Origin of the sequence: Variovorax glacialis, from assembly GCF_051216375.1 — a bacterium.
GTDB lineage: Bacteria > Pseudomonadota > Gammaproteobacteria > Burkholderiales > Burkholderiaceae_C > Variovorax.
Window position 1 is genome coordinate 82,055 of record NZ_JBPJZT010000016.1, and the last position, 25,672, is coordinate 107,726.

Sequence of the window (25,672 nt, forward strand, 5' to 3'; positions counted from 1 at the left end):
CCGTGCAACGCGGCCCCGGCCCGTGATCGCTTTCAAGGCCGCCTAGACAAGCTTCAGCAATCGCTTCGCGTTGCCCTTCAGGATGCCGGGAACCACTTCCGGCTTGAAGCCCGCCGTCTCGAAGTCGCTGAGCCATCGGTCCGGCGAGATCAGCGGCCAGTCGCTCGCGAACAACACGCGGTCCTTCAGCAAGGTGTTGGCGTATTGCACGAGCTGCTTCGGAAAGTATTTCGGGCTCCAGCCTGACAGGTCGATCCACACATTGGGCTTGTGCGTCGCGACACTCAGCGCCTCGTCCTGCCACGGAAAGCTCGGGTGCGCCATGACGATCTGCATGTCGGGAAAGTCGATCGCCACGTCGTCCAGGTGCATCGGGTTGCTGTACTCGAGCCGCAGCCCGCCGCCGCACCGCATGCCGGAGCCCATGCCGCTGTGCCCCGTATGGAATACAGCGGGCAGGGCGAACTCGTTGATCACCTCGTAGATCGGCCATGCCATCTTGTCATAGGGGTGGTAGCCCTGCATCGTGGGGTGGAACTTGAAGCCCTTCACGCCGTGCTCCTCGATGAGGCGGCGCGCTTCCCGGGCGCCCATCTTTCCCTTGTGCGGATCGATGCTGGCGAAGGCAATCATGACGTCGCTGTTTTTCTGCGCCGCCTCCGCGATTTCCTCGTTGGGAATGCGCCGCCGGCCGAGGTTCGACTCGGTGTCGACACCGAACATCACCAGCCCGATCTTGCGCTCGCGGTAGTAGTCGATGCTTTCCTGGATGGTCGGCCGCCGGCTCGACTTGAAGTACTTGTCGGCCGCACGGTCGTACTCCGACCCGTAGTTGTCGAACGGGTTCCAGCAACTGATTTCCGCGTGCGTGTGGGTGTCGATGGCGATGAGGTTTTCGTAATCTATGACGATCTCCAGCGTAGGGTAACTACTTATAAAACATAACGATTACCGGCTTGAAGTAGTTATGTTTCATAACCATAATTCAATCCACTCCAGGACACAAACCATGACCAACACCGACATTCAAACCGAGTACCGCGATGACGTGGCGATCATTCGCCTGACACGTGAAACGAAACGCAACGCGCTTTCCGACGACCTCATCCTTGCGCTTCGCGATGCCTTCGAAAAGATGCCCTCCGCCATTCGAGCCGCCGTGATCGACGGCGAAGGCCCGCACTTCTGCGCCGGTCTGGACCTGAGCGAACTCAAGGAGCGTGACGCCGGGCAGGGCATGCAGCATTCCCGCATGTGGCACGCGGCGCTGGAACTCGTGCAACACGGCCCGGTGCCAGTGATCGCCGCATTGCACGGCGCGGTGGTTGGCGGCGGGCTCGAACTCGCAAGCGCATGCCACATCCGCGTGGCGGACACCACCACCTTCTACGCGTTGCCCGAAGGCTCGCGCGGCATCTTCGTTGGCGGCGGCGGCTCGGTGCGCATCCCGAAGCTCATCGGCGTGGCGCGCATGACTGACATGATGCTGACCGGCCGTGTCTACAACGCCGAGGAAGGCGAGCGCGCAGGCTTCGCGCAATACCTTGTTCCCCAGGGGAGCGCCTTCGACAAGGCCTTCGAACTCGCCCAACGCGTCGCCAAGAACGCACCGCTCACCAACTACGCATTGATGCACGCACTGCCGCGCATCGCCGAGCAACCGGCAGACCAGGGCTACTTCACCGAAGCGCTGATTGCCGGCATCGCCCAGAGCGCCCCCGAGGCCAAGGAGCGCGTGCGCGACTTCCTTGAAGGCAGGGCCGCCAAGGTCACCAAGGTCTGATCGACAACCCATTGCGCCACGGCGCCCAGGATCAGAACATGGACCAGACAACACTTTTGCCCTGCTATCGGCCGCTGAAGTTCGGCATCACGCGCGGCGTCCTGCGCGAGGGTGCTCCCGGGGTGCGCTACCTGGAAGCCGCGGAGCCTCTGGGCGGTTACGCCCAGCGAATGACGGACCGCTTGGTGCACTGGGCCACGGTCGATCCGGAGCGCACCTTCATCGCAAGACGCGCCCGCAATGCGGATGGCAGCACGGGGGATTGGGTGCGTGTGAGTTATGGCGAAGCGCTGCAAAGCGCACGGTCGATCGCGCAAGCCTTGCTGGACCGCGGCTTGTCGCCCGAACGCCCCGTGGCCATACTCTCCGAGAACAGCCTCGAGCACGCCCTGGTCGCGATGGGCTGCCTGTGCGCCGGCATTCCCTATTGCCCGGTCTCCCCGGCCTACTCCACGGTCAGCCAGGACTACGACAAGCTGCGCCATGTCCTGAACACCCTGACGCCGGGCCTCGTGTTCGCAACCGACGCCAAGCGCTACGGCCGCGCCATCACGACGACGATTCCCGCCGATTGCGAAGTGGTGCTGGCGCAGGGGACGATCGAGGGCCGCGCCGCCACATCGCTATCGGACTTGCTCGCGACACCCGCCACGCCCGCGGTCGACGCCGCGATGGACGCCATCGGCCCCGACACGATCACCAAGTTCCTCTTCACCTCAGGGTCGACCAAGCTGCCCAAGGCCGTGATCAACACGCACGGCATGTGGTGCGCCAACCAGCAGCAGATGCGCCAGTCGATCCCGTCGCTCCAGGATGAACCGCCGATCCTCGTCGACTGGCTGCCGTGGAACCACACCTTCGGCGGCAATCACAACGTCGGCCTGGTGCTCGACAACGGCGGCACCTTCTACATCGACGACGGCAAGCCGACGCTCGCCGGCATGGCCGAGACGCTGCGCAACCTGCGCGAGATCGCGCCGACGATCTATTTCAACGTGCCGACCGGCTTCGAGGCGATCGCCGAAGCCATGGAAGACGATGCGGTACTGCGCGACAAGCTGCTGTCTCGGGTGAAAATGTTCTTCTATGCCGGCGCCGCGCTGGCGCAACCCGTGTGGGACAGCCTGCATCGCACGCAGGAAGAGGCGATCGGCGAGCGCATCGTGATGGGAACGGGCCTGGGCATGACGGAGTCCGGACCTTTCGCGCTCTACATCACAGGGCCCGACGTGCATTCAGGCGACCTCGGCCTGCCGGCCGCGGGGATGAAGATCAAGCTGGTCGACGTCGACGGCAAGACAGAGATCCGCTACCGCGGTCCGAACATCACACCCGGCTATTGGCGCTCACCCGAATCGACCGCAGAGGCATTCGACGAAGAAGGTTACTTTGCCAGCGGCGATGCCGTGACGTGGATCGACGAGAGCAACATCCACAAGGGCCTGCGCTTCGACGGGCGCATCGCCGAGGACTTCAAGCTCGCAACGGGCACCTTCGTCAGCGTCGGGCCGCTGCGCGCGAAGATCATCACGGCCGGCGCGCCCTATCTGCAGGACGCGGTGCTCACCGGCATCAACCTGAGAGAGGTCGGGGCGATGCTGTTCCCCACACAGGCGATCAGGGCGCTTGCCGGGTTGCCAGACAGCGCGACGATGAGCGACGTGATTGCGAGCGAACCCGTGCAGCGGTGGTTGCAAGCGCTCGTCGACACGCTCGCGCAGTCCGGGACGGGCAGCGCCAACCGCATCGCCCGCGCTGTACTGCTGGGCGAGCCCGCTTCAATCGACAAGGGCGAGATCACCGACAAGGGTTCCATCAACCAGCGCGCCGTTCTCAAGCATCGCGCGGCAGAGGCCGAGGCGCTCCACGCAGGCAGCCTCCCTTTCATCGCTACACCCCAAGGAGACAAGAAATGAGAATCGAAGGACAGGCTGCGCTCGTCACCGGCGGCGCATCCGGGCTGGGCGAAGCCACTGCACGTGAACTCGCGCGCCTCGGTGCCAGGGTTGCGATCCTGGATCGCAACGCCACACTCGCTGCCAAGGTGGCCGCGGACATCGGCGGCATCGCCTGCGAGTGCGACATCACCAACGCCGACAGCGTCAGCGCAGCGCTGGCAAAGGCGGCCGGCGCCCATGGACCGGCGCGCATCCTGATGAACGTGGCCGGCATCGGCAGCGCCAAGCGCATCGTCGGCAAGGACGGCAACGCCGCGCCGCTCGAAGACTTCGTGCGCGTGGTCAACGTCAACCTCGTAGGCGCCTACAACATGAGCCGCCTGTTCGCCGCGGCGTGCACCAAGCTCGAGCCGGACGATGGCGGCGAGCGTGGCGTGATGATGTTCACCGCGTCCGTTGCAGCCTTCGATGGACAGGTCGGCCAACAGGCCTACAGCGCATCCAAGGGTGGGCTTGTCGGCATGACCTTGCCGATGGCGCGCGATCTGGCGCAGCATGGGATCCGTGTGTGCACCATCGCGCCCGGGCTGTTCGCGACGCCGCTGATGATGGAGCTGCCAGAGGCCGTCCAGCAGTCGCTCGCCGCGTCGATCCCGTTCCCGCCACGGCTGGGCAAGCCGTCGGAATTCGCCGAACTGGCTTGCCAGATCGTCACCAACGGTCACCTCAACGGCGAGGTGATCCGGCTCGACGGCGCACTGCGCATGGCGCCCCGCTGAGCGATCACGACCCGTCGAAATCAAAAGGAGACAGCCATGACAAATGACAAGCAAATCAATGTCCAGTCCTTCCTGAATGAGCATCCGTTTTCGCCATTCCAGTGGCTGATCTTCACGATGTGCTTCCTGATTGTTCTGCTCGATGGATTCGACACCGCCGCCATCGGCTTCGTCGCGCCGTCGCTGCTCAAGGAATGGGGCGTGCCCCGGCCTGCGCTTGCGCCCGTGCTGAGCGCAGCGCTGTTCGGCCTGGCGCTGGGGGCATTCGCCGCTGGCCCTCTGGCCGACCGCCTTGGACGACGGCGGGTTCTGATCGTGTCGGTCGCCATCTTCGGCCTCGGCTGTGGCGCTTCCGGGTTCGCTTCGGATCTGACCCAGCTCACGATCCTTCGCTTCGTCACCGGCCTGGGCCTCGGCGCCGCGATGCCCAACGCCGTCACCCTGATGAGCGAGTACTGCCCGGACCAGCGCCGCGCCACCCTCACGAACACGATGTTCTGCGGCTTCCCGCTGGGCGCAGCCTTCGGCGGCTTCCTGGCAGCCTGGATGATCCCGCTGTGGGGCTGGCGCAGCGTCTTTTTGCTGGGTGGCGCCGTCCCGCTGATCCTCGTGGTGCTGATGGTCGTCTTGATGCCCGAGTCCGTGCGCTACCTCGTGGCCAAGGCACGGCCAGCCGAGCGCATCCGCGCTGTCCTGCGCCATGTCTCCCCTGCGGCGGACCAGGGCACTTCGTTCATCATGACCGAGCACGCAGCCAAGACAAACGCCAAGGGCGGGATGGGCGTGGTGCTCTCGCGTGCCTACATCGTCGGCTCGGCCATGCTGTGGGTGACCTACTTCATGGGTCTGGTGATCTTCTACGCGCTGATCAACTGGATGCCAGTGCTGTTCAAGGACGTCGGGCTCGACGCGCAGACGGCCACCTTGATCTCGGCGTTGTTTCCGCTCGGTGGCGTGGGCGCAGTCTTGTTCGGTTGGCTGATGGACAGGTTCAACGCCAACCGCGTGGTCATGATCGGCTTTGCACTGACGGCGGTCGCCATCTTCGCCATCGGACACGTCGGCAACGCTGTCGGTCCGCTCGTTGTCGTGGTGTTCGTTGCAGGCACGTTGATGAACATGTCGCAGTCGTCGCTGCCTGCGCTTGCGGCCGCCTTCTACCCGACGCAAGGGCGCGCGACGGGCGTGGCCTGGATGATGGGGATTGGGCGCTTCGGCGGCATCGCTGGCTCGTTCATCGTGGCCGAGTTGTCGCGCCAGAACGTGAGCTTCACGAACATCTTCGCCATCATGGCGGTGCCCGGACTGATTGCGGCCGTCGCCTTGCTCATCAAGCAGAGGGCGCATCCAGAGAATGCTGCAGCGGGTGCCACGCCTCGCGCTGGCGAAGTGATGGGCCACTGAAACTGAACAGCGCTCAGCACAAGCGCAAGACGGGAGACTCGGCCATGCGACTCTGGCACATGCCTGTTGCGCCCGCGAGGATGGTCGAGACGGTCTTGCAGTGGTCAGTGGCGATCGAGCACATGGGATCGCTACTGGGGGCAGCGTTCGAATCCGAGGGTGTCGGCCGAAAGATCCTTGCGGATTGAGTCCTGTTGTGGCTTTCGAGCCTGCTATGCATACCGAGTTCTTCCGGTGTGGCCGGCGACGAATTAGCCCGGAGCGGCCAGTGGTCGGCGACTGGATGACCGGAGGGGGACGCCATCTGGACAGCGCGCCGCGCGGCTGTCAGTCCTCGACGCGGCGTCGCAAGGCTTCTCGCCTGCCCGGCAGGCGCGGCCCGCCGGAATGTCTAGAGAGCGTGTGTGTCCCGGCGCTGCGCCGCCGGACGCAGCCACCGCTCGATGCGTTGTTTCAGGGACGGCGATGCGGCGAAGCGGTCGTAGCCGACCCGCTCCGCTGCGAGACATCCCTCGAGCATCTGCACCGCGGTGGGATTGCGCTCCCAGAGGGCGCTCACCACAAATTGCCCCGCCTTCGTCTGGGCAACGTCCGGCGTGACCCGGATCTCGCTGGCGCCGAAGCTGCGAAGAAAGGATGCCCGGGCTGCAGCCTCGGCGATCCCTTCCTCCTCGCCCGGGGCTCGATAGTGCAACGACACGGTGATGGCAGCGAACGCAGGTTCCTGCGCGAGCGCGTGGGTGATGATCTCGAGCAATGTCAGCCTGCGTACAGCGATCGCGTGCTCCGCACTGATTCCGATTGGCCGAAAGTGCTCGACGTGGAGACGTTGACCGCCGTCACCGATCCTGGCGACTTCCGCGCACGCAATCGCGCGCGAATCGACGCGAACGTAAACCAGCCCGTCCCATCGGACCGGGCCGCCGTTGTCGCCGCAGACGACGAGTCTTGTCATTGTTTGGTGAATCAGTTCGGGGCGCCGACACGGAGCGCGCACCAGTGTAGCCCTGCGGGCCCAAACCTGGACCAAAGGACTCAAGCCCGGGCGCCGGTGTGCGCGGCGCAGGTCTCTGCCGCAACACGCCCACTCGGCCCGGGCGCCAAATCCGCGATGCGGCATGCGGGCCTGCCCGGCTGCGGGGACGCGCTGGCAAGCGCGGAGCCGCCATGCGAAGCCTCTCTTGCCCGAGAACTGCGCCTGGGCGTGAAGGCCCTCACGAAAACGTCGCCGCGCCGTTCCCGCATCGCGATGCTCTCAGGCAAGATCGTGCCGAAGCTGTCACGTGTCCGGGCTTGTAGGGGAAAGGCTCTTCCTGATCATCCGCTGCCGGCAAGGCACGGTGCTTGCGTCACGAGGGGGGTCCAGTCCGCGACTGATTTTTGCGCCCTGATTGAGGGCGTCCGGTTGTCTCCTCCACCCTCATTGGTGGATTTCAATCCCCGGGACCACGGTCCCGGGGATTTTTTTGTGCGGACTCGCGGGTGGCCGCGCCGCGAAGCGGCACCTTCCGGTGATGCGTGACCGTCACCCGAACGACCCGGGTATCGCAGCGCCGTCACCGCGTGCCGCATGGAAGCGATCCACCCGAATCCGCCAAACCGGTCTTCGCTCAAGGCTTGTTCGCCTCCGTGACGTGACTGGCGATGACCGACAAGATCATCGAGGCCTCGGCTTGCGCAAGCCAACACGATTCCGTCGAATGCGGATGGCCTCGTCACGTCTGAACGAACGGCCGTCGAGGGTCAAGGCGCCAGGCCAGCGGTCAAAGAGGAGGACGGTGCAGACTTCGGCGAATTCACACCAAGTGCCATGGGTCGGCAGGGCAGCGCCGCGACCGCTGATCACTCGGCCAGGCGCGTCATCACGCCTGCAGTGCGTCTCGAATGCGATCGCCGACCGTGGCGCCATCGGCGCTCTCGGGCTGGACATAGTTGTCGCCGATCGATGCGCACATCTCCACGACGAGCCTGGCGAAGTCGACCACGTTCTGGTCGAGCGGATCGCCGGGACGGATCAGTCCTGCCTCCACGGCCGCTGCCTTGAACAGCTCCAGCGCGTCGCGCGGACCCACCGGGTCCTTGTCTTCGTCCTCATCGACGTAGGTATAGAGCATCGCCAACTCCTGCAACTTGCCTGATGCCAGCATACGCCGGCCACGGGCGTTCCGCCGTCGCGCGCGATGCCCGCGGTTCGGACGGGCATGCTGGACGACCCGTCCGAAGAAGCCCTGATCGCGCTGCGCCGAGACGCGGCGCTGCCGAGGGATCCTGGCTATTTCCGTCTTCGGACCCGACGCGAGCGTCGGGTGAACGAGACGCGGACGCCGAAGGCGGGCAGACTTTCCCCGAAGACTTCCGGGCGCGACGCTTCGTCGACCTCATCGAACAGGTTGCCGTCTGGCAGGGCCCTGGAACCCGGAGCGCCGAGTGACCTGTCGCCGCGGCTCGGGCGCCGGCGTGACCGCCGCCGCTGGTGCCTCGCGCACGCAGACACCAGGCTCCTTCGCGTTCCCTGTGGAGGCCGGGGTGGGCTTGCCTGCGAGGCCTGACGCTACCTCGCCGTTCTCGCGTTCAAGGCCCTGCGCGCGCTGCGCGTGCTTGGCGCCGTCCTGCCGTACGGCGCGCCTGCGGCGGCCTTGAGCACTGCGCTGCGGCAAGGGAGCTGGGGCCACGCAGGCAATCCCGCCTGTGTCGTCTCACAGGAGCTCCTCATGACCGCAATCACCGAGCTGACCGTCCGCCAGCAACGCATCGTCGACGCACTGCGCCCGTTCTTCGGCGCCGACGCCGACGCCCTCTACGAAGCCAACGGCCGGTCGCTGCTCAAGCTGGCCTATTTCGCGCGGCAGTCTTCCTTGCCGAGCTGCCATCGGCTGGTCACGGGACTGGCGCTCGCGCAGGAACTCCTGGTGGAGGACCTGACGAGCCGTTCGGTGTTCGATTCGCCGCGCGCCGCGACGGACTTCCTGAAGCTTCACTTCGCCGGACAGCCGCACGAAAGCTTCGCGGTGATGTACCTCGACGCGCGCAACGCGCTCATCGCATTCGAGGAGCTGTTCCGCGGTACCTTGACGCAGACCAGCGTCTACCCGCGCGAGGTCATGCGGCGCTGCCTGCAGCATGAGGCTTGCGCGCTGATCGTTTCGCACAATCACCCGAGCGGCAGCGTCGAGCCGTCGCGTGCGGACGAACTGCTGACGAGGACCTTGGCGACGGCCCTGGCGATGATGGACGTGCGGGTCCTGGACCACGTCATCGTGGCCGGCGCGAAGTCGCTGTCGTTCGCGGAGCGCGGACTGCTCTAGGCCCCGGTTCGGCCGGGCGGTGCCCGGCTTGCTCGGCTGCTGCAGCCTGGCCGCTCCTCACCTCGACCTTGACCTGGCGCCCGGTCTTGCATGCTCCCTCATACGCTGCAAAACGTCCTGCTGTTGCATTTTGCTTCTTATCTCGTTGCTCCAAAGGGTACGTTGTGGACCTCAAATTGGACGTTGTCTCTATCAAAGAATCGATTGGAGCACAGATGAAGAACGCAAAAGTGATGCAGTTCAGGTGCATTCGGGATGCGCAGGCACTACAGAACGCCTACAGAAACGCTACGGAACGACTACATACGAGCTACAGATTGGGTGCGTTTCGGATGCAGTCAGCCTTCGGCCTGCTGTCACGCTCTCGGTCGATCCGAAGGATCGACCGACACCTTCTGCTCATCAAAGGCCCTGGTTTAGTGGGCGGAAGTGGGTCCGTCGACTCGCCTAGGGGCGATACACCATACGCACCTACGAGGTGCCCGCAAACCCGCATGCAGCCTCGAAAGCTCGGTATGACCTGGTGTCGGTCAGGTACGACCTCGCGCCCGCAAACCCGCATGGTTGCAGGCTGAGGAGGTATGACAATGACCAGCGTAGTCTCGATCAAGTTCAACGACGAGGAATCCGAGGTTCTTGCACGCGCGCACGCGGCTTCCGGCGTGGCGGGCGTGAGCTCGCACATCAAGCAGGTCTACTTCGACGCGCTCAAGCTCAACGTCGGCGTACTGTAGGAGATCCGCGGAGAGCTCGACCGGATCGGCAGCAACATTGAGCGCCTGCGAGGCGCTGACGACGCGCGCACCGATCCCGAAATGCTGCTGAGCATCCTGTGCGGCCTTTACGTCATGGTGCGCAAGTCGGTGGGCGACAGCATTCGGGCGCAGGCGGACCAGGCTCTCGATGTCGGCGCGATCGAGCGGTACCTCAAGGGACCATGAGGTTCCCATGTTCGTCAACCATCGCACGCCCGACAACACCCTGCGCTCCTGGCTAGCGCTTGGCGTGCTGCTCGCCATCGTTGCAGGCTGGATCGCCAATGTGACGTTGTATTACCGGTTGCCCGCGACGCTGTTCGCAAAAGGCCTCTGGTACGCGGCCAGGCAAACGCCATTCCTGCCGGCGCTCTGGATCGGTCCCGCGCTTGGTCTCATGCTTGGGGTCTTGGTATTCGCGGCGTGCGCAAAGCGATATACCAATCATTTCGGCGGCTCGGTCTTCGTGACGCGTCTGCGTGAACCCAGGATGGTCGGGCAGAGGTGCTGGCGTCGCAGACGCGCAAAGGCCAGGGCCAATTCCTCTTCGCGGGTATCCCGATCCCCAAGGACGTCGAGAACACGCAGTTCTTCGTCGGCGGGTCGACCGGCACGGGGAAAAGCGTCTGCATTGGCGACTACATCGAGAGCGCGGTCGCGCGAGGCGACCGGATCATCTGCGTCGATCCGGACGGTGCCTCGATGCGCTATTTCTGCCGGCCCGGCGACGTCATTCGACTGTGAGCAGTACGCGATCAGCCTGATCCCGCGCAGCCCATCGACCGAGCAGGAGACCTGGAACAGCATGGGGCGCACCATCGTCAGCGAGACGTTGACGGTCCTCTTGAGGCAGGGTGCGGGAACGACAGAGCGGCTGATGCACTGGCTGACCACGGCCAGCAATGACGACCTGAAGGCGCTTCTGGCAGACACCCCGGCCGCGGGCTGCTTCCATGGGGCGCCGGATACCTTGGCCAGCATCCGCACGGTGCTGACCCAGTACATCACGCTGCACAAGTACCTGCCATCGGGCGACTTCTCCTTCCGCGACTGGCTCGACCGCGGGCACGGTAGCCTCTGGATCACCTGGCGCGAAGACATGCTGCAGGCGCTGAAGCCGCTGATCTCGTGCTGGGTCGATGTGACATGTGCCAGCGTGCTCTCGATGCCCGAGGAACCGGGCCGGCGCATGCATCTCGTGTGCGATGAACTCGAGTGAGCACACGGTACTGCGGCGCGCACCCAGCGTGTCCGTCGGCTCGGTAGGCGGTAAGGGCACGCTCTCGCACCGGCAGGACACCGAACGCCCGGTGTCGCCGGCGGAGTCCACCTGTTGCCGAACCTGACTGGCTACGTGAAGCTCGCCGGCAACTATCCGATCGCGCGCTGAGCCGCGCGTGCATCCGAGGGCCGTTCCCCAAACCGCCCCGTACTCCCCCCGTACTTTCAGGGCGACTCTTCGTTGCTTCCCTCTGACAAAAGTCGAGAAAATCCACCGTTTTCCTGCCAGAAGAACGCCGCGTGGGCATCGCGACGGGAGCCGACCCCGGGGCGGGGCCGCGCGTTGGACAGGAACGCGATCAGGTGCTTTGCCTCGGCCACCGAAAGATATTCCGGCAACGGGTCGCTGCTGGCAGCCTCCGCATAGCGCACCTGTGGATTCTCGGCAAGCCAGTCCGAAGCGGCCGTATTCGGTGGTTCGTCGGACTGCGCCGCGTGGTGGCGCAGCACCCGATCGATCAGGCGAAGCAGTCGCAGCGCGTGACGTGGGGTGAGAGAGAGATCGGGCCTCTTCATGCCAAAACGCGCGGACTGAAAGGCCTGCAGATCGCGCACGTCGAGTGACGCCAGCGTGACCGTGGGCGATTGGCTCAGGCACCAGCCCATGAAGCCGCGCCACATCTCGCGATAGACGTCGATCGATCCCGGTTGCCGTAGTGCACCGCTTGCGCGCTGGTCGGAGAGCCACTGCTCGAAGGCGTCGCGCAGGGCCTGGTGGTCAGGGACTCGTCAAAAAGCGAAAGGGATGGCATCCCGAGAATATACTAACGGAACGGGGTTCTAGTTTTGGTGTTTGTTGGGAATGGTGCTTCGGGTGTTAAGTCGAAGGGAAGGTGCTTGGGTGGCACTTAAAAGGGGTGGCGTTAGTACATTAAATGTCGGGTCGCATCTGTCACAGCCTCCGGATGATCATGTTTTGAGGCGCGATGGGGCAGGGGAGGAGCGGCGACCGACGTTGCGAATGCCAACCCGTTGGCATCGCCGTGGGGTGAGCGACTGTCCGGTCGTGGCAGGTGTGTTGCTTGCGCGCCGTCGCGCTTAAAGAACGACGGGTCAGCATCGCTTGCGCTCCAGGCGGATCACGCCCCTGCGCTCCAGCCGAAGCAAGATCTGAGCAATGGTCGAATGCGGAATGTCGATACCTTGACGCAGAAGCGCGATCACCGCGCCGCTGGGTGTGCGGCATTCGGCAGGGAGTTCGCCGAGCGCACGCAACACAGTCGATTCGCGCTCTTTCCGCCCGAGCCGGCCGTCGGCGGCGACGTTGCTTCGCGTCCTAGGCATGGTCATGGGCGCGGAGTGTGCGCGGCCGACCTTAACTCGTGCTGAATCCCCGCCCCTCGCTGCCGCACACATCGCGGCGCTTGCGTGAGCTGGTCGACAGGAGGATCGGCGACCTGCAACTCCCCGATGTCCTGCCGGAGGTCGATTTCGAGCGAAATTTGCGCACAGGCCTCGCCGCGCCGATGTGGGCGAAGTCGCGACACGGTTGATCCGATCATCGTCTACGTGCGTAGAAGACCAGGCACTGCCGAAGAAAGCAGCACCTTTTCTTGATCCTTCGTGAAGATGTCATTTGCCGGGAACAGCTTTTCTCAAGTCATCGCGCGTCTGGCGGCCCTCGCGGTAGTTGGCCTCTGCATTGGCGGCTGTTCGGCGGTCGGCACGCTCAACGCCTTGTCTGCGGCCGATGCCGCCATCGTGCAGGCGGATGTGGCCTACGGCGCCTTGCCCGCGCAACGCCTGGACATCTATCGCCCCACGACGCCTGCACCGGACGCCGGATGGCCAGTCGTCGTCTTCTTCTACGGCGGCTCTTGGAATTCGGGGGCGCGCGCCGATTACCGCTTCGTTGGCAAGGCCCTGGCCGCTCGCGGCGTACTGACCTTGATCGCCGACTATCGGTTGTATCCCGAGGTGCGTTACCCGGATTTCCTGCGCGACAGCGCAGAGGCGCTTGCCTATGGTCTGGAGAAGGCCGTCAGCCTGGGGGGTGACCCGAATCGCGTCTTCGTGATGGGCCATAGCGCCGGCGGCTACAACGCCGCAATGCTGGCGCTGGATCCGAGATGGCTGAGGGCAACCGACCATTCGCCGACCGAACTCGCCGGCTGGATTGGGCTCGCTGGGCCTTACGACTTCTTTCCGACTGACAACCCCGAGGTGCAACCGGTCTTCTTTCATCCCAATTACCCGAAGCACGCCCAGCCCATCGAGTTCGCGCCATCCAATGCACCTCGAAGCTTCCTCGGCGCCGCCACCGACGACCGTCTGGTCAACCCACAGCGCAGCACGCTTCAGCTGAGCGGCAAGCTGCACGCGGCAGGCGTGCCGACGACACTGAAGCTGTATGAACGCGCGGGCCACGCAAGCCTGATCGGCGCGTTTGCCTGGCCGCTGCATGGGGTGGCCCCTGTCCTCGACGACGTCGTGGACTTTGTCAACGCTGGCTCTGCAGCGTCGCGCTTGAAGTCAAAGGGCGGAGAGCGTGCGGAACCGGCGCTTCCTCCGGGGTAGGCACCCGCAGCAGGTCGGATCAAGCTGGCGCCCAACGTCGGTGTGGAAGAGGGCACGGCGAAGTCCGAGAGGCGCAGAACTCAACGCAGCCAGACGACCACGACCAACGTGTTCATGGCTCGACGGGCGCGGGCAGGTGCAGGGCACGCCGCGCCATCTCTGAACCGATGGCCGCACTTGAACGGTCACGTGAGGCGCTCGCGGCGGCTGTCTGATCTTCTCCCAACACCGCCGGCTGTGGACCAACGTCCGTCCCAAGATGGTCTCCGCGGCGGCCGCGAGAACCGTCGACCGTCGCCAGGCTCGCCAGGTAGGAAGCGCATGTGCCCCGCAGCCAGGCGGAATAGGATGCGAGGGCTGGAAGCTCGCGTCCGCGCTGGTCCATCCACGCTTCCAGAAAGACACACCGCTGATTCGCGCACATGCTCCATCAATTCGTCACCACTTTGGACGTCCCGACGCCGGGCCGCGGTCTGGTCGAGATCACCGGCCCGGTCGCGAGCTGGGTCGGAGCGCAACGATTGCAGACCGCGCTTCTCACTCTCTACATCCGTCACACCTCAGCCAGCTTGCTCATCCAGGAAAATGCGGACCCCGACGTGCAGGCGGACTTGAACGCCTTCCTCGCCCGTCTGGTCGCCGATGGCGACCCGCACTTCCGCCACCGCGATGAAGGGCCAGACGACATGCCGGCCCACATCCGGGCGGCCCTCACGGCAGTGCAGCTGTCAATTCCCCTGAGCGACGGGCGCTTGACGCTCGGGACCTGGCAGGGCATCTTTCTGTGGGAGCATCGGCTGCAGCCGCACCGGCGGCAGGTCGTGCTGCATCTGATCGGCGAGTGATCTGAATCGTTAGCGCGGGAGCCCCTTCACTCATTTGCGTCGGCTGGGCGATCCACCTTGGGCTCGGGGCACCAGAGCCATCACGTGCGTAGAACGCCCGGCGCCAACGAATGTCATGGCAAGCGCGCGAGCTTGCGCTGAACGATGGTGTTGCGCGTCGCATCTTCGGCCCGCGCAAAGGTGACGCCGCCATTCTTCACGGTGCCCACGACCAGCATGTTCTCGGTCAGGGCTTCCCTGTCGTTGCTGAAAGGTCTGTCGTACGTCGTCACCACGCCGTAGTAGGTCCGCTTGGGATGCTCGAGCGCGTCCTTGATGTGGACTCCGCTCAGCTTGTCGCTCGGCAGGCTCATCACCGCATGGGCCAGCAGATAGGTTGCGTCGTACGCTTGCGCCGCGGCCATCGGCACCGGGATTCGGGTCACGTTGAACTTGCGCGCGTAGTTCGCAAGAAAGGTCGCGCGCCGCTCGTTGGTCGGCTCCGCCACGAAGCTGAGCGCCATCAGCGAACCTTCCGCAGCGTCTTTTGCGCCGTCGATGAAGAGCGGGAAGGAAAGCGCCCACGCGCCGACCTGCGGCACCTTCCAACCGATGGCGTGGCGACCGTTTGCAATGACCGCGTTCTGCGGCGCGATCGTGTAGATGAAGATCACATCCGCACCGGCAGCGCGCGCCTCCTTCAACTGCGCGGTGACATCCTTGACGCCCAGGTCGAAGCGGCCGATGTAGACGGGCTTGAGGTTCTTCTTTTCCAGGGCCTTCTGCACGTCCTTGAGACCGGCCTCGCCGTAACCCGTGTTGTCCGCGAAGACAGCCACCTTCGTCCACCGTCGCGCAACGATCTCATTCACCATGAACGGCGCCTGTATCGAATCGGCCGGGGCGTTCCGGAAGATGTAGCTCTCAGCCGGAGGGTATTTGGTCGTGACAGGCGTGCCGGTGGTACAGGGCACGAGCAACGGCACCTGGTTCGCCTGGAAGACATCGATCGACTTCATCGCAACGCCGGTGTTGCAGAAGCCGATGGTTGCGATCACCTTTTCCTGGATGAGCTCCTTCGAGAGCTTCAATCCGAGGTCCGGATTGGCCTGATCGTCCTTGATCACGAGTTCGAGGGGGCGACCCAAGTAGCCGCCGAAGGAGTTGATCTCGTCGATGGCCAGTTTCACGCCGTTGAGCATCGGAAGGCCAAAGTCGGAGGACGGTCCCGTGAGCGGTCCGATGAGGCCGACCTTGAGCGCGCCGGTCGGTTGCGCCAAGGCAGCCGTTGCCGAGCGCGCCGCCGTCGAGGACGAACCGGCGGATTGCGCCTGCGCGCCCATGGCGGCGAGGGCCAGGCACGCGGCCAAGGCGGCGGAGGTTCTGATCATGGATGTGCGTCCTGTGTTCCCGGAGCGAAGGCTCGAGGCCGCGCGCATCGTCACGTTACTGCCTTGTGTAACGGACCCGTATATATCCTTAGGCCAGGTGCAGTCGAAGCAACCTTCCGTGCGAAAGTGCTCGTTTCCAGGATGATTTCATCCATCCGGGGACTCCGGCCGGTCCGAAGCGGCTGCAGGCCCCGCGCGAAGCGAACGACTCATGACCTCGACGCGCTCACCCTGTGGTCTCGTGAGGTGCGCCCGCGATGTCGGTTCCTAGGAGGTCAGGATTACCCAGATGGTGATCGCCAGAAGCATGGGAACGGAAACGCTTGCCACACGCCACATGAAGCTGCAGTGAAGTTCATCCCTGCAGCTGACCAGCAAGCGTTGGTGCAGTTCCGACGGGGACGGTCCGTGATGTTCTTCGCATTCGGCCTGCCACGCATGCGTGTGGCCCCTGCACAGGTCGTTCGTCCGCTCGAAACTGCTGATTTCGGTCAAAGATGGCTCCTGTGAGAGGATGGCCTTCAGGCAGGCGGGAAGCGCGTCGTGAAAACGGTACCGACCGCACGGCGCAATCGGTGAGTCCGACCCACTGACTGAACAAACGGCTTCCGCCGGTGTACGCTTTGTCGCCTCCGTAAGCCGGTACCGAAATATGGCGCATATGGATGTGTCGATGGCCGTCATCGGTGGCGGCGTTGGCGGCCTCACCGCGGCGTTGGCCGCGTTGCGGGCGGGCGTCGACGTCCACGTCTATGAGCAAGCAGGGTCGCTGCGAGAGATCGGTGCCGGTGTCCAGGTCAGTCCCAACGCCTCACGTGTCTTGCACCGTTTGGGCTTGGCTGAAATGCTGGCCCGCACGGGCGTGAAGCCACTCGCCTGGCACCAGCGACGCTGGGACGACGGTCGAACCCTTTTGCGCACGCCGCTTGCCCATGCCATGGAGGCTGCCTTCGGGTTCCCTCACTACCAGATGCATCGCGCGGACCTGTTGGAGGCGCTCATTCGGGTCTTCCCCGCCGCGCGACTGCATATCGGCGAGCGCTTCAAGGGCTTCATCGATCGCGGCCCCCACGTCGAGGTTGCGTTCCACAGCGGCTTGCGCCTCGAAGTCGATGTATTGGTCGGGGCCGACGGCATCCATTCATCGGTGTGCCAAGCGCTTCATGGAGACGGTGCCGCACGTTTCACCGGGTGCGTGGCCTACCGCGGCCTGGCGCCAGCCGAGCGGCTCTCCAGCCTCGATCTGGAAGTGACGTCCCAGGTCTGGATGGGCCCCGGCAAGCATTTCGTCCACTACTTCGTCCGCGAGCGCAAACTGGTGAACTTCGTCGCCGTGATCGAGCAGGATCAGTGGACCGCCGAATCCTGGATGGATCGAGGTGAGATCTCGGAGGCTCGCGCCGCCTTTGCCGATTGGCATCCCCAAGTGCGCGCGATCCTGGAAGCGGTTGACGACACCTACAAGTGGGCGTTGTTCGATCGAAGCCCGATGGCGCGGTGGTCGATGGGCCGAGTGACATTGCTGGGTGATGCATGTCACGCCATGCTGCCGTTCATGGCGCAGGGGGCGGCGCAGGCCATGGAGGATGGCGCGACGCTGGCCTCGTGCCTTGCCGGACGACACCGTGATGAAGTCCGGGACGCTCTGGCGCAGTATGAATCCCTTCGACTTCCCCGAACGGCGCGGCTGCAAGCGCTGTCGGCATCAAACAAGTTGCGCTTCCACCTCGATGACGGTCCGGCGCAACAGCAACGCGATGCGGAGATGGCGCGCGGTATGACGGACTGGTCCCTGGACGCCGTGGCCTGGCTTTACGGCCACGACGCCTGGTCCGCAGCGCCGCAGCCATGAGCCAGGACTGAAGATGAACCGATCGGACTCCGCCCCGGCAGGCAGTCGCCGCAAGGCCAGGAGGTGACTCAAGATGAACAGCAGCATCTCTCGACGACGCGTGCTGGAGCTGTCCACACTGATCGCCCCGTTGGGCGCGTCAGCGCAAAAGACAAGCCCATCACGGTCATCCCGGTCGCCCCGCGTCGGGATCCTCTGGCTGGGCAGGCCATCAACGCTTTTCGGACCGAACTCGCGCGAACTCCTCTTCCGTACCAGGCTCGGCCAGCTGGGATGGAGCGAGGGGCGGGATCTGACGATCGAATCCCGCTTTCTGGGCGAGGGGGCGGACGTGCCCGGGCGCGTCGAGGAGTTTCTCGCGATGAAGGTGGACGTGATTGTCGCCATGGCGTCGCCCATCGCGGTTGCCGTCAAGCACATGACGAGTTCTGTTCCGGTGGTCTTCGTCGCCTTCGGCGATCCCGTCGACCTCGGATTGATCGACAGTCTGGCTCGACCGGGCCATAACCTCACCGGCGTCTACATGCCGACGGCCGAGCATGCCGGCAAGCGACTCGGCTTGTTGCACGACGCCGTGCCTGGCAGCGCGCGAATCGCTGTCCTCGACTTTCTGAACCCGCGGGCCCGGCGTGAATTCAGCATCACACAAGCAGCGGCCGAGAAGCTGGGCGTGCAGCTCATTGAAGTGAGACTGACCGACGTCGATGAACTCGACGCCGCATTCCTTGCGTGCAAGAAGGAAGGCGCGTCCGCGCTCAGCATCCTTGCGGATCAGCGCATCAGTATCAATCTGCGGAAGCTGGCCGGGCTGTCTCTCGCATACCGGCTGCCGTCGATCGCGGGATATACGGGCTACGCATGGCTCGGTGGCTTCATGGCCTACGGGGCGGACGGTCGCGAAGGCATTGAGCGCGCCGCGTATTTCGTCGCCAGGATTCTTGACGGCGCGCGGCCAGCGGATCTTCCCGTCGAACAAACCACCAAGTACCTCCTGGCCCTGAATGCAAGGACCGCCAAAAGATTCGGATTGAGCTTTCCGAAGCCCCTTGTCCTTTACGCGGACTTCGTCGTTTCGTAGTGATCATGCCCAAGGGCCTCAGCGACGACCGTGGCCGTGTCACAGCGCTGAGCCGTCAAGCGGCGGTTGCATCGGTTCGATGCGATGCCTCGATCCCTTCGTCAGGAAGGCATCTGTTTCCTGGAGATGGGCGTTAGCACCAGGCTGCGCGCTTGCACCTGCCACGCCTTTGCGAAACAATTGCCGCCTCACTTGCGCACTTCACAAGCGAGACCGGGGCCAGCGCTGAGATTCGTGCTGGCGCAGCGCGATGCGCGCAGACAGGCATGTCTGGGGGGTTGTGATGGTGACGCCATTTCGGGCTTTCGGTTCCCTCGCACTGGTCCTGGCCGCATGCTTCGCCAGCGCCGGCATCCTGGCGCCCAACACGGCGCTTTCACCGGGCCAATCCATCAGTTCCGACAACGGCCGCTACGTTCTCGTGATGCAGACCGACGGGAATCTTGTCTACTACCGGACATCGGACTGGACCCCGCGCTGGAACAGCCAGACTCAGAGCCCCGGTGCGCTCGCCCCGATGCAGGGCGATGGCAACCTCGTCGTGTACGGCGCCAACGGCGTCCCGCTCTGGAACTCGCAAACGGGCGGCGACCCGGGTGCGTATCTGGCAGCGCAGGATGACGGCAATCTGGTCATCTACGGCAGCGGTCGGGCGCTCTGGAACATCGGCTCCGACGTCGTCTCGGGTGATCCCCAATCGGCGGGCGACATTGTGGGACGCGACCTGTCGATCTCAGGCCTGGGTCCGCTGGGACACACCGGCATGTACGACGGCAGCGTCGTCGTCGAAGTACTGAATGAGGGCAGCAATGCCATCCAGTACGAATCACTTGCCAGCTTCAAGTCGCGTTCTGCCTACTGGGGAACGGCCGCTCCCAACAACCCCGACCACCTGTTGAACAAATGCTTCAGGACGGCGTGCCTGCAAGTGACGGATTTCGAGGATGTGCGGGCCAGGATGGCGCTGGTCAAGCGTGCCTATCAGGCCTTTCTCATCGGCGCCGACTACACCTATGGTCAGCACTACACGAGCGCCAAGCCCCTGATGTGGGGTCGTCCGCCCGTGCGCGGACTGTACCGTTGCGACACGTTCATCGTGAACGTCTACGAACGGACGGCCGACGATGAAGGCATGCCGTCGATCTACCCGATTCCTCAACTCTGGCTGGACCGGAATCGCGACCTCCAGGGCGGCGTCATGATGCCGTCGAGGCTCTTCAACACGATGAAGGGATGGACTTGAGGCGTGGCAGGCATGAAAAAAGCCGGCCTTCTCGCCGTCGCGGGCATTGCCCTGGGCGGGACATTCTGGGGATGGATGGAGTCGCAACCGGATGCATCGACGGCACCGTATCGGGTCACGCCGGCACCCGCGCCCCGTCAAGATGAACGAGATTTCTCCGTAGCCGCCGCAAAGTATGCGGCGGAGATCGCGGCCGCGAAGGACAAGCAGGACGCGCAAAATCCGCTCGCCTCGTATGTTTCGAGGCCCGGCATCGAGGGACGCAATGCGCTCGATCGAATCTTCGCGCAGGGCGTGCCTGTCGCCACGCGATCGGCCTTGGCAGCGCACACTCTGCTGAGGGCTGGAATCAGCGACGACGAGAAGATTGCGCTCGCCCGCATCCTGGGAGGGCTGTACTCACCAGACAACGCGACCGGTTACAACGCGGACATCCTGCTGGATCTGCGCAGCCTGGTGGGCGACAGCAACAAGGAGGTCGCGCGATCCGCGGCACTGAGCTTCTCGCGCATCGGCTATCTGCCGGGATCCGATGCGCTGCTGAAGACCGCGTTCGAGGCCCGCGTCCTGAGTGCGGACGATTACTACGGCGAGCTGGCCCACATGGCGCCGCTCGCGCCTGCGGCCGTGCAGGATGAACTTCTGTCGGCGATCCGCGGCTCGGCGAACCCCTACGCGGCCGACATCTTGGCCGGATCGATCCATGACGATCCCAAGGTCCTGGGAAGTTACTCCGCTCGCTCGTTGAATGAGATCGCCCAGCTCCTCGTCAACAGCGAGCCACGCTTCGCAAGCGCCACCGGCGAGTTCGGCCTCACGGATGCTGTGAGGTACGCCAACTGGCTGCGCGCCACCGCGCAGATCGAGAGCGTCGGCCAAGGGAGCGATGTCGATGCCGCGATCGTCGCGATGCTGAGCAAACCTGGAACCGATCCTCGCAAGATCACGGCCTATCTGTTGATGCCCGAGGCGTCATCGATTCTGTCGTCGGCGCTGCTCGGCTCACCGGCGGGGGGACTGGTCACTTCCTCGAATCAGTACGCGGCCCAGTTCCCGCGCAATGCGACCCTTCAATCGGCCGCTCAGGAAATCGGCCAACGCGTCGGAAGGCCCCGAATCAAACCATGACGCCGGTCGGTCCAATTTTCCATGGGGCCGCATGCGGCGATCCGTGTGAATGGTGATCTGCAGTGCATTCATTCCTGGAGCACGGGGATGCGACACCCCGTGGCTTTCCGGCCAGAGATCAGTGTTCTGCACGTTCAGGCCGCGGAGAACTGCTATTGCGCCCCGTCTGCGGCGGATGGCCGCGCTTGCACTACCAACCGCAACGTGGCTCATGAACTCAAGAGGCATGCCGATGTAAATTTCGTGGAGGACACTGAAGCCCATTGCAGTCATGGGTGGGGGTGGCGTTCGCGACCGGCGTCGGAAATGCCGTCGCGGCTGACGCGGCATGTTCAACGAACGCGGATTGGCGCGTTATTTGTCCGCTGGCCGGCGCATCCTGCCTGAACGACAGGAGCGGGAACGTACTCTGTTCATCGCCCGATGGCGGCATCGAGGTGGACGTCACCGGTTCGCCCCGGTGCGGTATGGCGAACACGCTGCGCACCATCGAAGCCCTGTTCGCTTCGGCGCGTCAGGACACCTGGCAGACACTGTCGGCGGGGGCGGCAAAACTTTGAAGGGACAACATGAACACCGGGGCATTCGATCGCACGCAGGGGGACACCGGCAACATCGTCGCGCTGGAGCACGTCAACGTCGAGATCCCCGACCAGCAACTGGCGACCATCTTTTACGTGATGGGCCTTGGTCTCACGCGCGATCCGTACCTCTTCACGGGCATCGGCAACATGTGGATCAACATCGGCCGAAGCCAGATTCACATGCCGACCGGCGCGCCGATGGTCCTGCGCGGCACCATCTCCGTCGTGATGCCCTGTCGCGAGGCGTTGCTGAAGCGGCTCGCGAAGGTGGCTTCGCTGCTGGCCGGGACCCGATTCGGTTTCGATGTGCATCCCAACCACGTGAGCGCGACCTGTCCCTGGGGCAATCGCTTTCGGGTCTTCGAGTCCAGTGAACGTTACGCACGCATGCGCCTGGGGCTGCCATCGGTCGAACTCGATGTGGCGCGCGGCACGACGGCCGGCATCGCGACGTTCTACCGGGAAGTGATGGGCGCTCTTGTGTCTGTGCATTCCGATGCGCAAGGCGCCTACGCGAGCATCCGGGTCGGGCCTGGCCAGACGTTCGTCTACCGCGAAGGCGATTCAGCACCGGCGCCGTACGACCAGCATCACGTGCAGATCTACGTCAACGACTTCTCTGGCCCCTACCGGCGCCTGCGCGCGCTGGGGCTCATCACCCAGGAAGACGATGCCTACCAGTACCGCTTTCGGCAAATCGTCGATCCGGCGACCTCGGCACCGCTGACTGAGCTCGAGCACGAGGTGCGCAGCCTGCTGCATCCACTGTATGGCCGCCCGCTGGTGAACCGCAATCCCGAGATGACCAATCGCAACTACGTCGCCGGCGAAGAAAGCTTCCGCTACTAGGGCGTGCAGATGATGGCGGAAATCCGAGAATTCTTCAGGACGGATTCGTGCCGGCGACGTCCTCGGCCGTTGCCAAATGCGAGAGCGTGTAGAGAACCGCTGAGTGCGCCTTCGGCCGCGCCGGACGCCCGCAAGGCCGCCTCGAGTTCGGCGTGGACAACCGACTCCCGGACAAGTGTTTCGTAACCAAGGACCACGAACACACAGTCGGCCACGCGATCGGCGGAGTTGCGGAAGATGGCCATTTTGGAGGCCTTCAAGATGTTTCCGGGTCCAATCATCGAGATCCACATCTCCAACCTCCATCGCCGCGAGGAGACGTACCGCCATTCCTCCATGTCCGCGGTGGCCACCGCGGTGATCGTCGGCCCTGGCCCCGGCGGCTACCGGGCTGCCATCAGGTCGATCTTGGAGATGCTGAGCGAAGAGACGACCTGATCCGCAGGTGCTTGAGTATTTGACCGGCTGACCAACAAGGCCGGATTGCTGCATCCAAAGTAGCTGTTCGATCCGCTCGTGCGCTTCTGAGTGCCTCGTGGCCGAAGTGCGGCCGAGCGGAGTCGTCACGACCGCTGGATGGAAGACCTTCACCAGCACGCGACCCCGACAGGTCTAGGCGTCGAAAGCTTCATTAGCTAAAATGGCCATTCTTGTCAACGAAAGCACGTCCATGCAAGTTGCCGCTACCGAGGCGAAGAACCGATTCGGCCAGATCTGCGCCCAAGCCAAAACCGAACCCGTGATCGTGGAGAAGGATGGCCGGCCGGACACCGTGATCATGTCCTATGCCCACTATCAGGCGCTCACGGCCGCATCCCGTCGGAAGACGCTGGCACAGCGGCGCAAGGAGTTCAACGAAACGCATCAACAGTGGTTGGCCGAGCAGAATAGCGACTTCGAGCGCAACGGTCTCTGGAGCGATGGTCTCGTAGCGTGGCGGGACAACGGCTGATGCCGCAGTTCGACGTCTACCCAAACCCAAATCCGGCATCGCGCCAATCGGTTCCGTTCGTGGTGGATGTGCAAAGCGGCCTGATCGACGCCTTGCCAACGCGGTTGGTCATGCCGTTGTCGCGCGTGGGCGCAAGCGCAGCCAGGCTACCGGTGAACCTGTGTCCACCATTGGAGGTCGACGGCGAGACGCTGACCCTGATGCCGCACCTTGCTGCGCCGATAGACAAACGCCTCCTGAGGCGACCAGTGCTGTCTGTTGGGCACCGTGCCGGCGACATCGGCGCGGCGCTGGATGCTGTGATCTCCGGCATCTGACTCTTGTGCCCCGGAGCCCGGTCGACACAGGCCACTGACGCTCTACGTTCAACGCCATAGCCAGGCGGCTCGATCCGGCTTGCGTTGTTGCCCGGCATGGCGACGCACCTGATGTGTTCTCAATGAGTCCGCAAACTTCGGGTTCTAGGACGGCGAAGCCTTGTGCCAAATTGGCGAACGGCCGGCTGGCGCCGTCATGCCAGCGCAGGGCGGCGACTCGACGGCACCCCGCCGACATTGTTTGCGATCATTTCTGTGACGGAACGACGGCAACAGTCCAAAGCTAGCGCTCGCGAGGATCGCGTTTGCAGCGGACGGTCAGGGCCGCGCCGCGTTTAACGGCATTTCCGGAGTCGCGCAAACGCCGTCACGTGCCCAGACCCGCTGTCTCATGAGCAACAGCGCCGCTTTGGGAGCGGTGCCCGCCCTCATAGTCGAGTCGTGACAAGAAGTTCACGTTGGCCACCAACATTCAGGTGTTCTTCATTGCTCGGGCAATACATGCCGAGGGGCATGCACATCTCACGGTTCTCACAGCTTCAACCAATGCGATCACGAGACAATTCACTGAGCGCAAGTCGAGCCACTCGGCATGGAACCCGTGCGGCTTGCAATTTCTTCGAAGGGACTTCACGTGTTGCGCGTCCCTGCAGACATTTCGGAGGAGGCGCTGGCCGATGTCTTCGGGGAGACAGTGGGATCGGCTTCTTTCCTGAATGGGGGCGAAGCGGACTTCCTTCCGAATTATTGGAGGGATCGCCCTGAACCCCAAACGAAGACGGCGCAGCCGGTGAAGATCGAGATCGTCGATGGCCGCGCGTCAGTGACGATACGCTCAGCCCCTCAACCCATTCTTCAACGTCAGCCCAAAGGATCGCCAGGATGATTCACCTGCGCGCAGTCTTCGCCCTATTTCTGTGGCGTACGTTGGCCGTGGTGTGCCTGCTGCTGGGGGTGATAGGGATTTTCCTGCCGGTCATGCCAACGGTGCCCTTCGTGCTCGTCGCCGCCTGGGCCGCAGGTCGCGGCTGGCCCGCGTTGGAGTCGTGGCTGCTCGGCCATCCGCGGTATGGCGTGCATGTCCGGCAATGGCGACAGGGCGGCTTCATGCCGCGTCGGGCCAAATGGGGGGCGAGCATCGGGATGATGGGTAGCGCGATCTTGTTCCAGTTCCTGCCAGTGCCGCAGGCCGCCCGGATGGCTGTGCCGCTGTGCATGGCGCTCGTCGCTGCCTGGTTGTGGCTGCGTCCCGAACCGCCGTCCGCCGCGGTCGAGGCCCGGGACGCCCGACGCGGGACCAGTGCTGCGAGACCAGAGAAGGCGCCCAACAGTTGGCACCAGTTCGATTCGTCCGGCTCCCGTTTGCAAGGATGCCAACATTGGCTGCCCATAGGTAGGCGACCCGGCCAGCTACCTGCTCCTGCATCCCAGAGAGGAGTCGTCCTGAACGACCGAGAAACGAGAGCACTGCTAGGACCGACCGCCGTGCAAGCCACTCCTGCGTCCCGCGATGCGCGAAGTTCGACCTTGAGTTCGGGCGAACGGATGTAGGCGCAAGCCGATTGCACTTGGTGATTCGGCGGGCCAAGATTTCGTTTTGAACCGCAACCATCGAGGATGCGACATGACCCTGATGACCGTCGACCTTTACCAAAGCGCCACAAATGCCGACAAGTTCCTGGCCGTGCCGGCAGGAGTCGATCCTGCCGGGCTCACTGGCCCGATGGTTTTT

General features: G+C 64.1%; 26 protein-coding genes and 1 pseudogene. 20 read left to right on the forward strand and 7 right to left on the reverse strand.

Going from position 1 to position 25,672, the window contains the following annotated elements; all coding sequences use genetic code 11:
• Window positions 1-42 precede the first annotated feature (42 nt).
• Window positions 43-906: an amidohydrolase family protein gene (locus tag ACSFBL_RS29010; RefSeq protein WP_435519326.1), complete on the reverse strand. Its 864-nt coding sequence runs from the start codon at window positions 904-906 to the stop codon at window positions 43-45.
• Between the two features lie 103 nt (window positions 907-1,009).
• Here ACSFBL_RS29010 and ACSFBL_RS29015 point away from each other — a divergent pair, with 103 nt between their 5' ends.
• Genes ACSFBL_RS29015 through ACSFBL_RS29030 form a run of 4 tightly spaced genes read left to right on the forward strand, consistent with a single transcriptional unit; the run spans window position 1,010 to window position 5,864 of the window.
• Window positions 1,010-1,783 (forward strand): crotonase/enoyl-CoA hydratase family protein, encoded by a 774-nt coding sequence (locus tag ACSFBL_RS29015; protein WP_435519275.1) that lies wholly within the window; start codon window positions 1,010-1,012, stop codon window positions 1,781-1,783.
• A 38-nt stretch (window positions 1,784-1,821) separates the two neighbouring features.
• Window positions 1,822-3,699: a feruloyl-CoA synthase gene (locus tag ACSFBL_RS29020; protein WP_435519276.1), complete on the forward strand. Its 1,878-nt coding sequence runs from the start codon at window positions 1,822-1,824 to the stop codon at window positions 3,697-3,699.
• Entirely contained in the window at window positions 3,696-4,460 is a 765-nt protein-coding gene (locus ACSFBL_RS29025; protein WP_435519277.1) for an SDR family NAD(P)-dependent oxidoreductase, read from the forward strand. The genes ACSFBL_RS29020 and ACSFBL_RS29025 overlap by 4 nt, the downstream gene beginning before the upstream one ends.
• A gap of 36 nt (window positions 4,461-4,496) precedes the next feature.
• Window positions 4,497-5,864 carry an MFS transporter gene (locus ACSFBL_RS29030; protein WP_435519278.1) on the forward strand — a complete coding sequence of 456 codons (1,368 nt, stop codon included), beginning with the start codon at window positions 4,497-4,499 and terminating at the stop codon, window positions 5,862-5,864.
• Window positions 5,865-6,255: 391 nt separating this feature from the next.
• Here the strand turns inward: ACSFBL_RS29030 and ACSFBL_RS29035 are convergent, their stop codons facing one another.
• Window positions 6,256-6,819 (reverse strand): hypothetical protein, encoded by a 564-nt coding sequence (locus ACSFBL_RS29035; RefSeq protein WP_435519279.1) that lies wholly within the window; start codon window positions 6,817-6,819, stop codon window positions 6,256-6,258.
• A 907-nt stretch (window positions 6,820-7,726) separates the two neighbouring features.
• On the reverse strand, window positions 7,727-7,978 hold the full coding sequence (locus ACSFBL_RS29040; protein ID WP_435519280.1) for a hypothetical protein: 252 nt from the start codon (window positions 7,976-7,978) through the stop codon (window positions 7,727-7,729).
• A gap of 465 nt (window positions 7,979-8,443) precedes the next feature.
• On the opposite strand from ACSFBL_RS29040, the gene ACSFBL_RS29045 reads away from it, so the two are divergent.
• The 4 genes and pseudogenes from ACSFBL_RS29045 (at window position 8,444) to ACSFBL_RS29060 (ending at window position 11,143) form a co-directional block, all read left to right on the forward strand.
• A complete protein-coding gene (locus ACSFBL_RS29045; protein WP_435519327.1) occupies window positions 8,444-9,169 on the forward strand; it encodes a JAB domain-containing protein in 726 nt (241 codons plus the stop codon).
• A gap of 587 nt (window positions 9,170-9,756) precedes the next feature.
• Window positions 9,757-9,903, forward strand: a complete 147-nt coding sequence (locus ACSFBL_RS29050; protein ID WP_435519281.1) for a hypothetical protein — start codon at window positions 9,757-9,759, stop codon at window positions 9,901-9,903.
• A gap of 81 nt (window positions 9,904-9,984) precedes the next feature.
• Window positions 9,985-10,110, forward strand: coding sequence for a hypothetical protein (locus ACSFBL_RS29055; RefSeq protein WP_435519282.1), 126 nt, complete (start codon window positions 9,985-9,987; stop codon window positions 10,108-10,110).
• Between the two features lie 318 nt (window positions 10,111-10,428).
• Window positions 10,429-11,143: pseudogene (locus ACSFBL_RS29060) on the forward strand (type IV secretion system DNA-binding domain-containing protein).
• A gap of 227 nt (window positions 11,144-11,370) precedes the next feature.
• On the opposite strand, the gene ACSFBL_RS29065 reads toward ACSFBL_RS29060, so the two are convergent.
• Both ACSFBL_RS29065 and ACSFBL_RS29070 read right to left on the reverse strand, forming a co-directional pair.
• Window positions 11,371-11,826, reverse strand: coding sequence for a hypothetical protein (locus tag ACSFBL_RS29065; RefSeq protein ID WP_435519283.1), 456 nt, complete (start codon window positions 11,824-11,826; stop codon window positions 11,371-11,373).
• A gap of 432 nt (window positions 11,827-12,258) precedes the next feature.
• Window positions 12,259-12,495 (reverse strand): hypothetical protein, encoded by a 237-nt coding sequence (locus ACSFBL_RS29070; RefSeq protein ID WP_435519284.1) that lies wholly within the window; start codon window positions 12,493-12,495, stop codon window positions 12,259-12,261.
• 279 nt (window positions 12,496-12,774) lie between these two features.
• Between ACSFBL_RS29070 and ACSFBL_RS29075 the strand changes: the two genes are divergently transcribed.
• Both ACSFBL_RS29075 and ACSFBL_RS29080 read left to right on the forward strand, forming a co-directional pair.
• A complete protein-coding gene (locus ACSFBL_RS29075) occupies window positions 12,775-13,722 on the forward strand; it encodes an alpha/beta hydrolase (protein WP_435519328.1) in 948 nt (315 codons plus the stop codon).
• A 422-nt stretch (window positions 13,723-14,144) separates the two neighbouring features.
• Window positions 14,145-14,567, forward strand: a complete 423-nt coding sequence (locus ACSFBL_RS29080) for a secondary thiamine-phosphate synthase enzyme YjbQ (RefSeq protein WP_435519285.1) — start codon at window positions 14,145-14,147, stop codon at window positions 14,565-14,567.
• A 113-nt stretch (window positions 14,568-14,680) separates the two neighbouring features.
• Here ACSFBL_RS29080 and ACSFBL_RS29085 read toward each other — a convergent pair whose 3' ends face one another.
• Window positions 14,681-15,937 (reverse strand): ABC transporter substrate-binding protein, encoded by a 1,257-nt coding sequence (locus ACSFBL_RS29085; RefSeq protein WP_435519286.1) that lies wholly within the window; start codon window positions 15,935-15,937, stop codon window positions 14,681-14,683.
• A gap of 673 nt (window positions 15,938-16,610) precedes the next feature.
• Here ACSFBL_RS29085 and ACSFBL_RS29090 point away from each other — a divergent pair.
• The 6 genes from ACSFBL_RS29090 (at window position 16,611) to ACSFBL_RS29115 (ending at window position 22,671) form a co-directional block, all read left to right on the forward strand.
• On the forward strand, window positions 16,611-17,789 hold the full coding sequence (locus ACSFBL_RS29090) for an FAD-dependent monooxygenase (RefSeq protein WP_435519287.1): 1,179 nt from the start codon (window positions 16,611-16,613) through the stop codon (window positions 17,787-17,789).
• A gap of 73 nt (window positions 17,790-17,862) precedes the next feature.
• Window positions 17,863-18,867 carry an ABC transporter substrate-binding protein gene (locus ACSFBL_RS29095; protein WP_435519288.1) on the forward strand — a complete coding sequence of 335 codons (1,005 nt, stop codon included), beginning with the start codon at window positions 17,863-17,865 and terminating at the stop codon, window positions 18,865-18,867.
• Window positions 18,868-19,150: 283 nt separating this feature from the next.
• Complete coding sequence (locus tag ACSFBL_RS29100; protein WP_435519289.1) at window positions 19,151-20,110, forward strand: hypothetical protein; 960 nt, start codon at window positions 19,151-19,153, stop codon at window positions 20,108-20,110.
• A gap of 3 nt (window positions 20,111-20,113) precedes the next feature.
• Window positions 20,114-21,238: a hypothetical protein gene (locus ACSFBL_RS29105; protein ID WP_435519290.1), complete on the forward strand. Its 1,125-nt coding sequence runs from the start codon at window positions 20,114-20,116 to the stop codon at window positions 21,236-21,238.
• Window positions 21,239-21,519: 281 nt separating this feature from the next.
• Entirely contained in the window at window positions 21,520-21,798 is a 279-nt protein-coding gene (locus tag ACSFBL_RS29110; RefSeq protein WP_435519291.1) for a hypothetical protein, read from the forward strand.
• 9 nt (window positions 21,799-21,807) lie between these two features.
• Entirely contained in the window at window positions 21,808-22,671 is an 864-nt protein-coding gene (locus ACSFBL_RS29115; protein WP_435519292.1) for a VOC family protein, read from the forward strand.
• Here the strand turns inward: ACSFBL_RS29115 and ACSFBL_RS29120 are convergent.
• On the reverse strand, window positions 22,668-22,916 hold the full coding sequence (locus ACSFBL_RS29120) for a hypothetical protein (RefSeq protein ID WP_435519293.1): 249 nt from the start codon (window positions 22,914-22,916) through the stop codon (window positions 22,668-22,670). The genes ACSFBL_RS29115 and ACSFBL_RS29120 overlap by 4 nt on opposite strands.
• Here ACSFBL_RS29120 and ACSFBL_RS29125 point away from each other — a divergent pair.
• The 4 genes from ACSFBL_RS29125 to ACSFBL_RS29140 all read left to right on the forward strand — a co-directional run bounded on the left by ACSFBL_RS29125 (window position 22,909) and on the right by ACSFBL_RS29140 (window position 25,491).
• Complete coding sequence (locus ACSFBL_RS29125; RefSeq protein WP_435519294.1) at window positions 22,909-23,109, forward strand: type II 3-dehydroquinate dehydratase; 201 nt, start codon at window positions 22,909-22,911, stop codon at window positions 23,107-23,109. The two genes, ACSFBL_RS29120 and ACSFBL_RS29125, sit on opposite strands and share 8 nt — an antisense overlap.
• Window positions 23,110-23,311: 202 nt before the next feature.
• Window positions 23,312-23,623: a type II toxin-antitoxin system prevent-host-death family antitoxin gene (locus ACSFBL_RS29130; protein WP_435519295.1), complete on the forward strand. Its 312-nt coding sequence runs from the start codon at window positions 23,312-23,314 to the stop codon at window positions 23,621-23,623.
• The gene (locus ACSFBL_RS29135) at window positions 23,623-23,940 is read left to right on the forward strand and encodes a CcdB family protein (protein WP_435519296.1); all 318 of its coding nucleotides are present in this window, start codon (window positions 23,623-23,625) and stop codon (window positions 23,938-23,940) included. Before ACSFBL_RS29130 ends, ACSFBL_RS29135 begins: the two co-directional genes overlap by 1 nt.
• 882 nt (window positions 23,941-24,822) lie before the next feature.
• Window positions 24,823-25,491, forward strand: coding sequence for a YbaN family protein (locus tag ACSFBL_RS29140; protein WP_435519297.1), 669 nt, complete (start codon window positions 24,823-24,825; stop codon window positions 25,489-25,491).
• Window positions 25,492-25,672: the final 181 nt, after the last annotated feature.

What these genes read in the sequence shown, in the direction of transcription:
- ACSFBL_RS29080 (WP_435519285.1), top strand. Translation starts at nt 14,145, where the DNA reads ATGCTCCATCAATTCGTCACCACTTTGGACGTCCCGACGCCGGGCCGC.
- ACSFBL_RS29090 (WP_435519287.1), top strand. Translation starts at nt 16,611, where the DNA reads ATGGCCGTCATCGGTGGCGGCGTTGGCGGCCTCACCGCGGCGTTGGCC.
- ACSFBL_RS29135 (WP_435519296.1), top strand. Translation starts at nt 23,623, where the DNA reads ATGCCGCAGTTCGACGTCTACCCAAACCCAAATCCGGCATCGCGCCAA.
- ACSFBL_RS29025 (WP_435519277.1), top strand. Translation starts at nt 3,696, where the DNA reads ATGAGAATCGAAGGACAGGCTGCGCTCGTCACCGGCGGCGCATCCGGG.
- ACSFBL_RS29075 (WP_435519328.1), top strand. Translation starts at nt 12,775, where the DNA reads ATGTCATTTGCCGGGAACAGCTTTTCTCAAGTCATCGCGCGTCTGGCG.
- ACSFBL_RS29100 (WP_435519289.1), top strand. Translation starts at nt 19,151, where the DNA reads ATGGTGACGCCATTTCGGGCTTTCGGTTCCCTCGCACTGGTCCTGGCC.
- ACSFBL_RS29085 (WP_435519286.1), bottom strand. Translation starts at nt 15,937, where the DNA reads ATGATCAGAACCTCCGCCGCCTTGGCCGCGTGCCTGGCCCTCGCCGCC.
- ACSFBL_RS29015 (WP_435519275.1), top strand. Translation starts at nt 1,010, where the DNA reads ATGACCAACACCGACATTCAAACCGAGTACCGCGATGACGTGGCGATC.
- ACSFBL_RS29050 (WP_435519281.1), top strand. Translation starts at nt 9,757, where the DNA reads ATGACCAGCGTAGTCTCGATCAAGTTCAACGACGAGGAATCCGAGGTT.
- ACSFBL_RS29020 (WP_435519276.1), top strand. Translation starts at nt 1,822, where the DNA reads ATGGACCAGACAACACTTTTGCCCTGCTATCGGCCGCTGAAGTTCGGC.
- ACSFBL_RS29120 (WP_435519293.1), bottom strand. Translation starts at nt 22,916, where the DNA reads ATGGCCATCTTCCGCAACTCCGCCGATCGCGTGGCCGACTGTGTGTTC.
- ACSFBL_RS29035 (WP_435519279.1), bottom strand. Translation starts at nt 6,819, where the DNA reads ATGACAAGACTCGTCGTCTGCGGCGACAACGGCGGCCCGGTCCGATGG.
- ACSFBL_RS29115 (WP_435519292.1), top strand. Translation starts at nt 21,808, where the DNA reads ATGAACACCGGGGCATTCGATCGCACGCAGGGGGACACCGGCAACATC.
- ACSFBL_RS29030 (WP_435519278.1), top strand. Translation starts at nt 4,497, where the DNA reads ATGACAAATGACAAGCAAATCAATGTCCAGTCCTTCCTGAATGAGCAT.
- ACSFBL_RS29040 (WP_435519280.1), bottom strand. Translation starts at nt 7,978, where the DNA reads ATGCTCTATACCTACGTCGATGAGGACGAAGACAAGGACCCGGTGGGT.
- ACSFBL_RS29065 (WP_435519283.1), bottom strand. Translation starts at nt 11,826, where the DNA reads ATGTGGCGCGGCTTCATGGGCTGGTGCCTGAGCCAATCGCCCACGGTC.
- ACSFBL_RS29130 (WP_435519295.1), top strand. Translation starts at nt 23,312, where the DNA reads ATGGCCATTCTTGTCAACGAAAGCACGTCCATGCAAGTTGCCGCTACC.
- ACSFBL_RS29125 (WP_435519294.1), top strand. Translation starts at nt 22,909, where the DNA reads ATGGCCATTTTGGAGGCCTTCAAGATGTTTCCGGGTCCAATCATCGAG.
- ACSFBL_RS29095 (WP_435519288.1), top strand. Translation starts at nt 17,863, where the DNA reads ATGAACAGCAGCATCTCTCGACGACGCGTGCTGGAGCTGTCCACACTG.
- ACSFBL_RS29070 (WP_435519284.1), bottom strand. Translation starts at nt 12,495, where the DNA reads ATGACCATGCCTAGGACGCGAAGCAACGTCGCCGCCGACGGCCGGCTC.
- ACSFBL_RS29140 (WP_435519297.1), top strand. Translation starts at nt 24,823, where the DNA reads ATGATTCACCTGCGCGCAGTCTTCGCCCTATTTCTGTGGCGTACGTTG.
- ACSFBL_RS29055 (WP_435519282.1), top strand. Translation starts at nt 9,985, where the DNA reads ATGCTGCTGAGCATCCTGTGCGGCCTTTACGTCATGGTGCGCAAGTCG.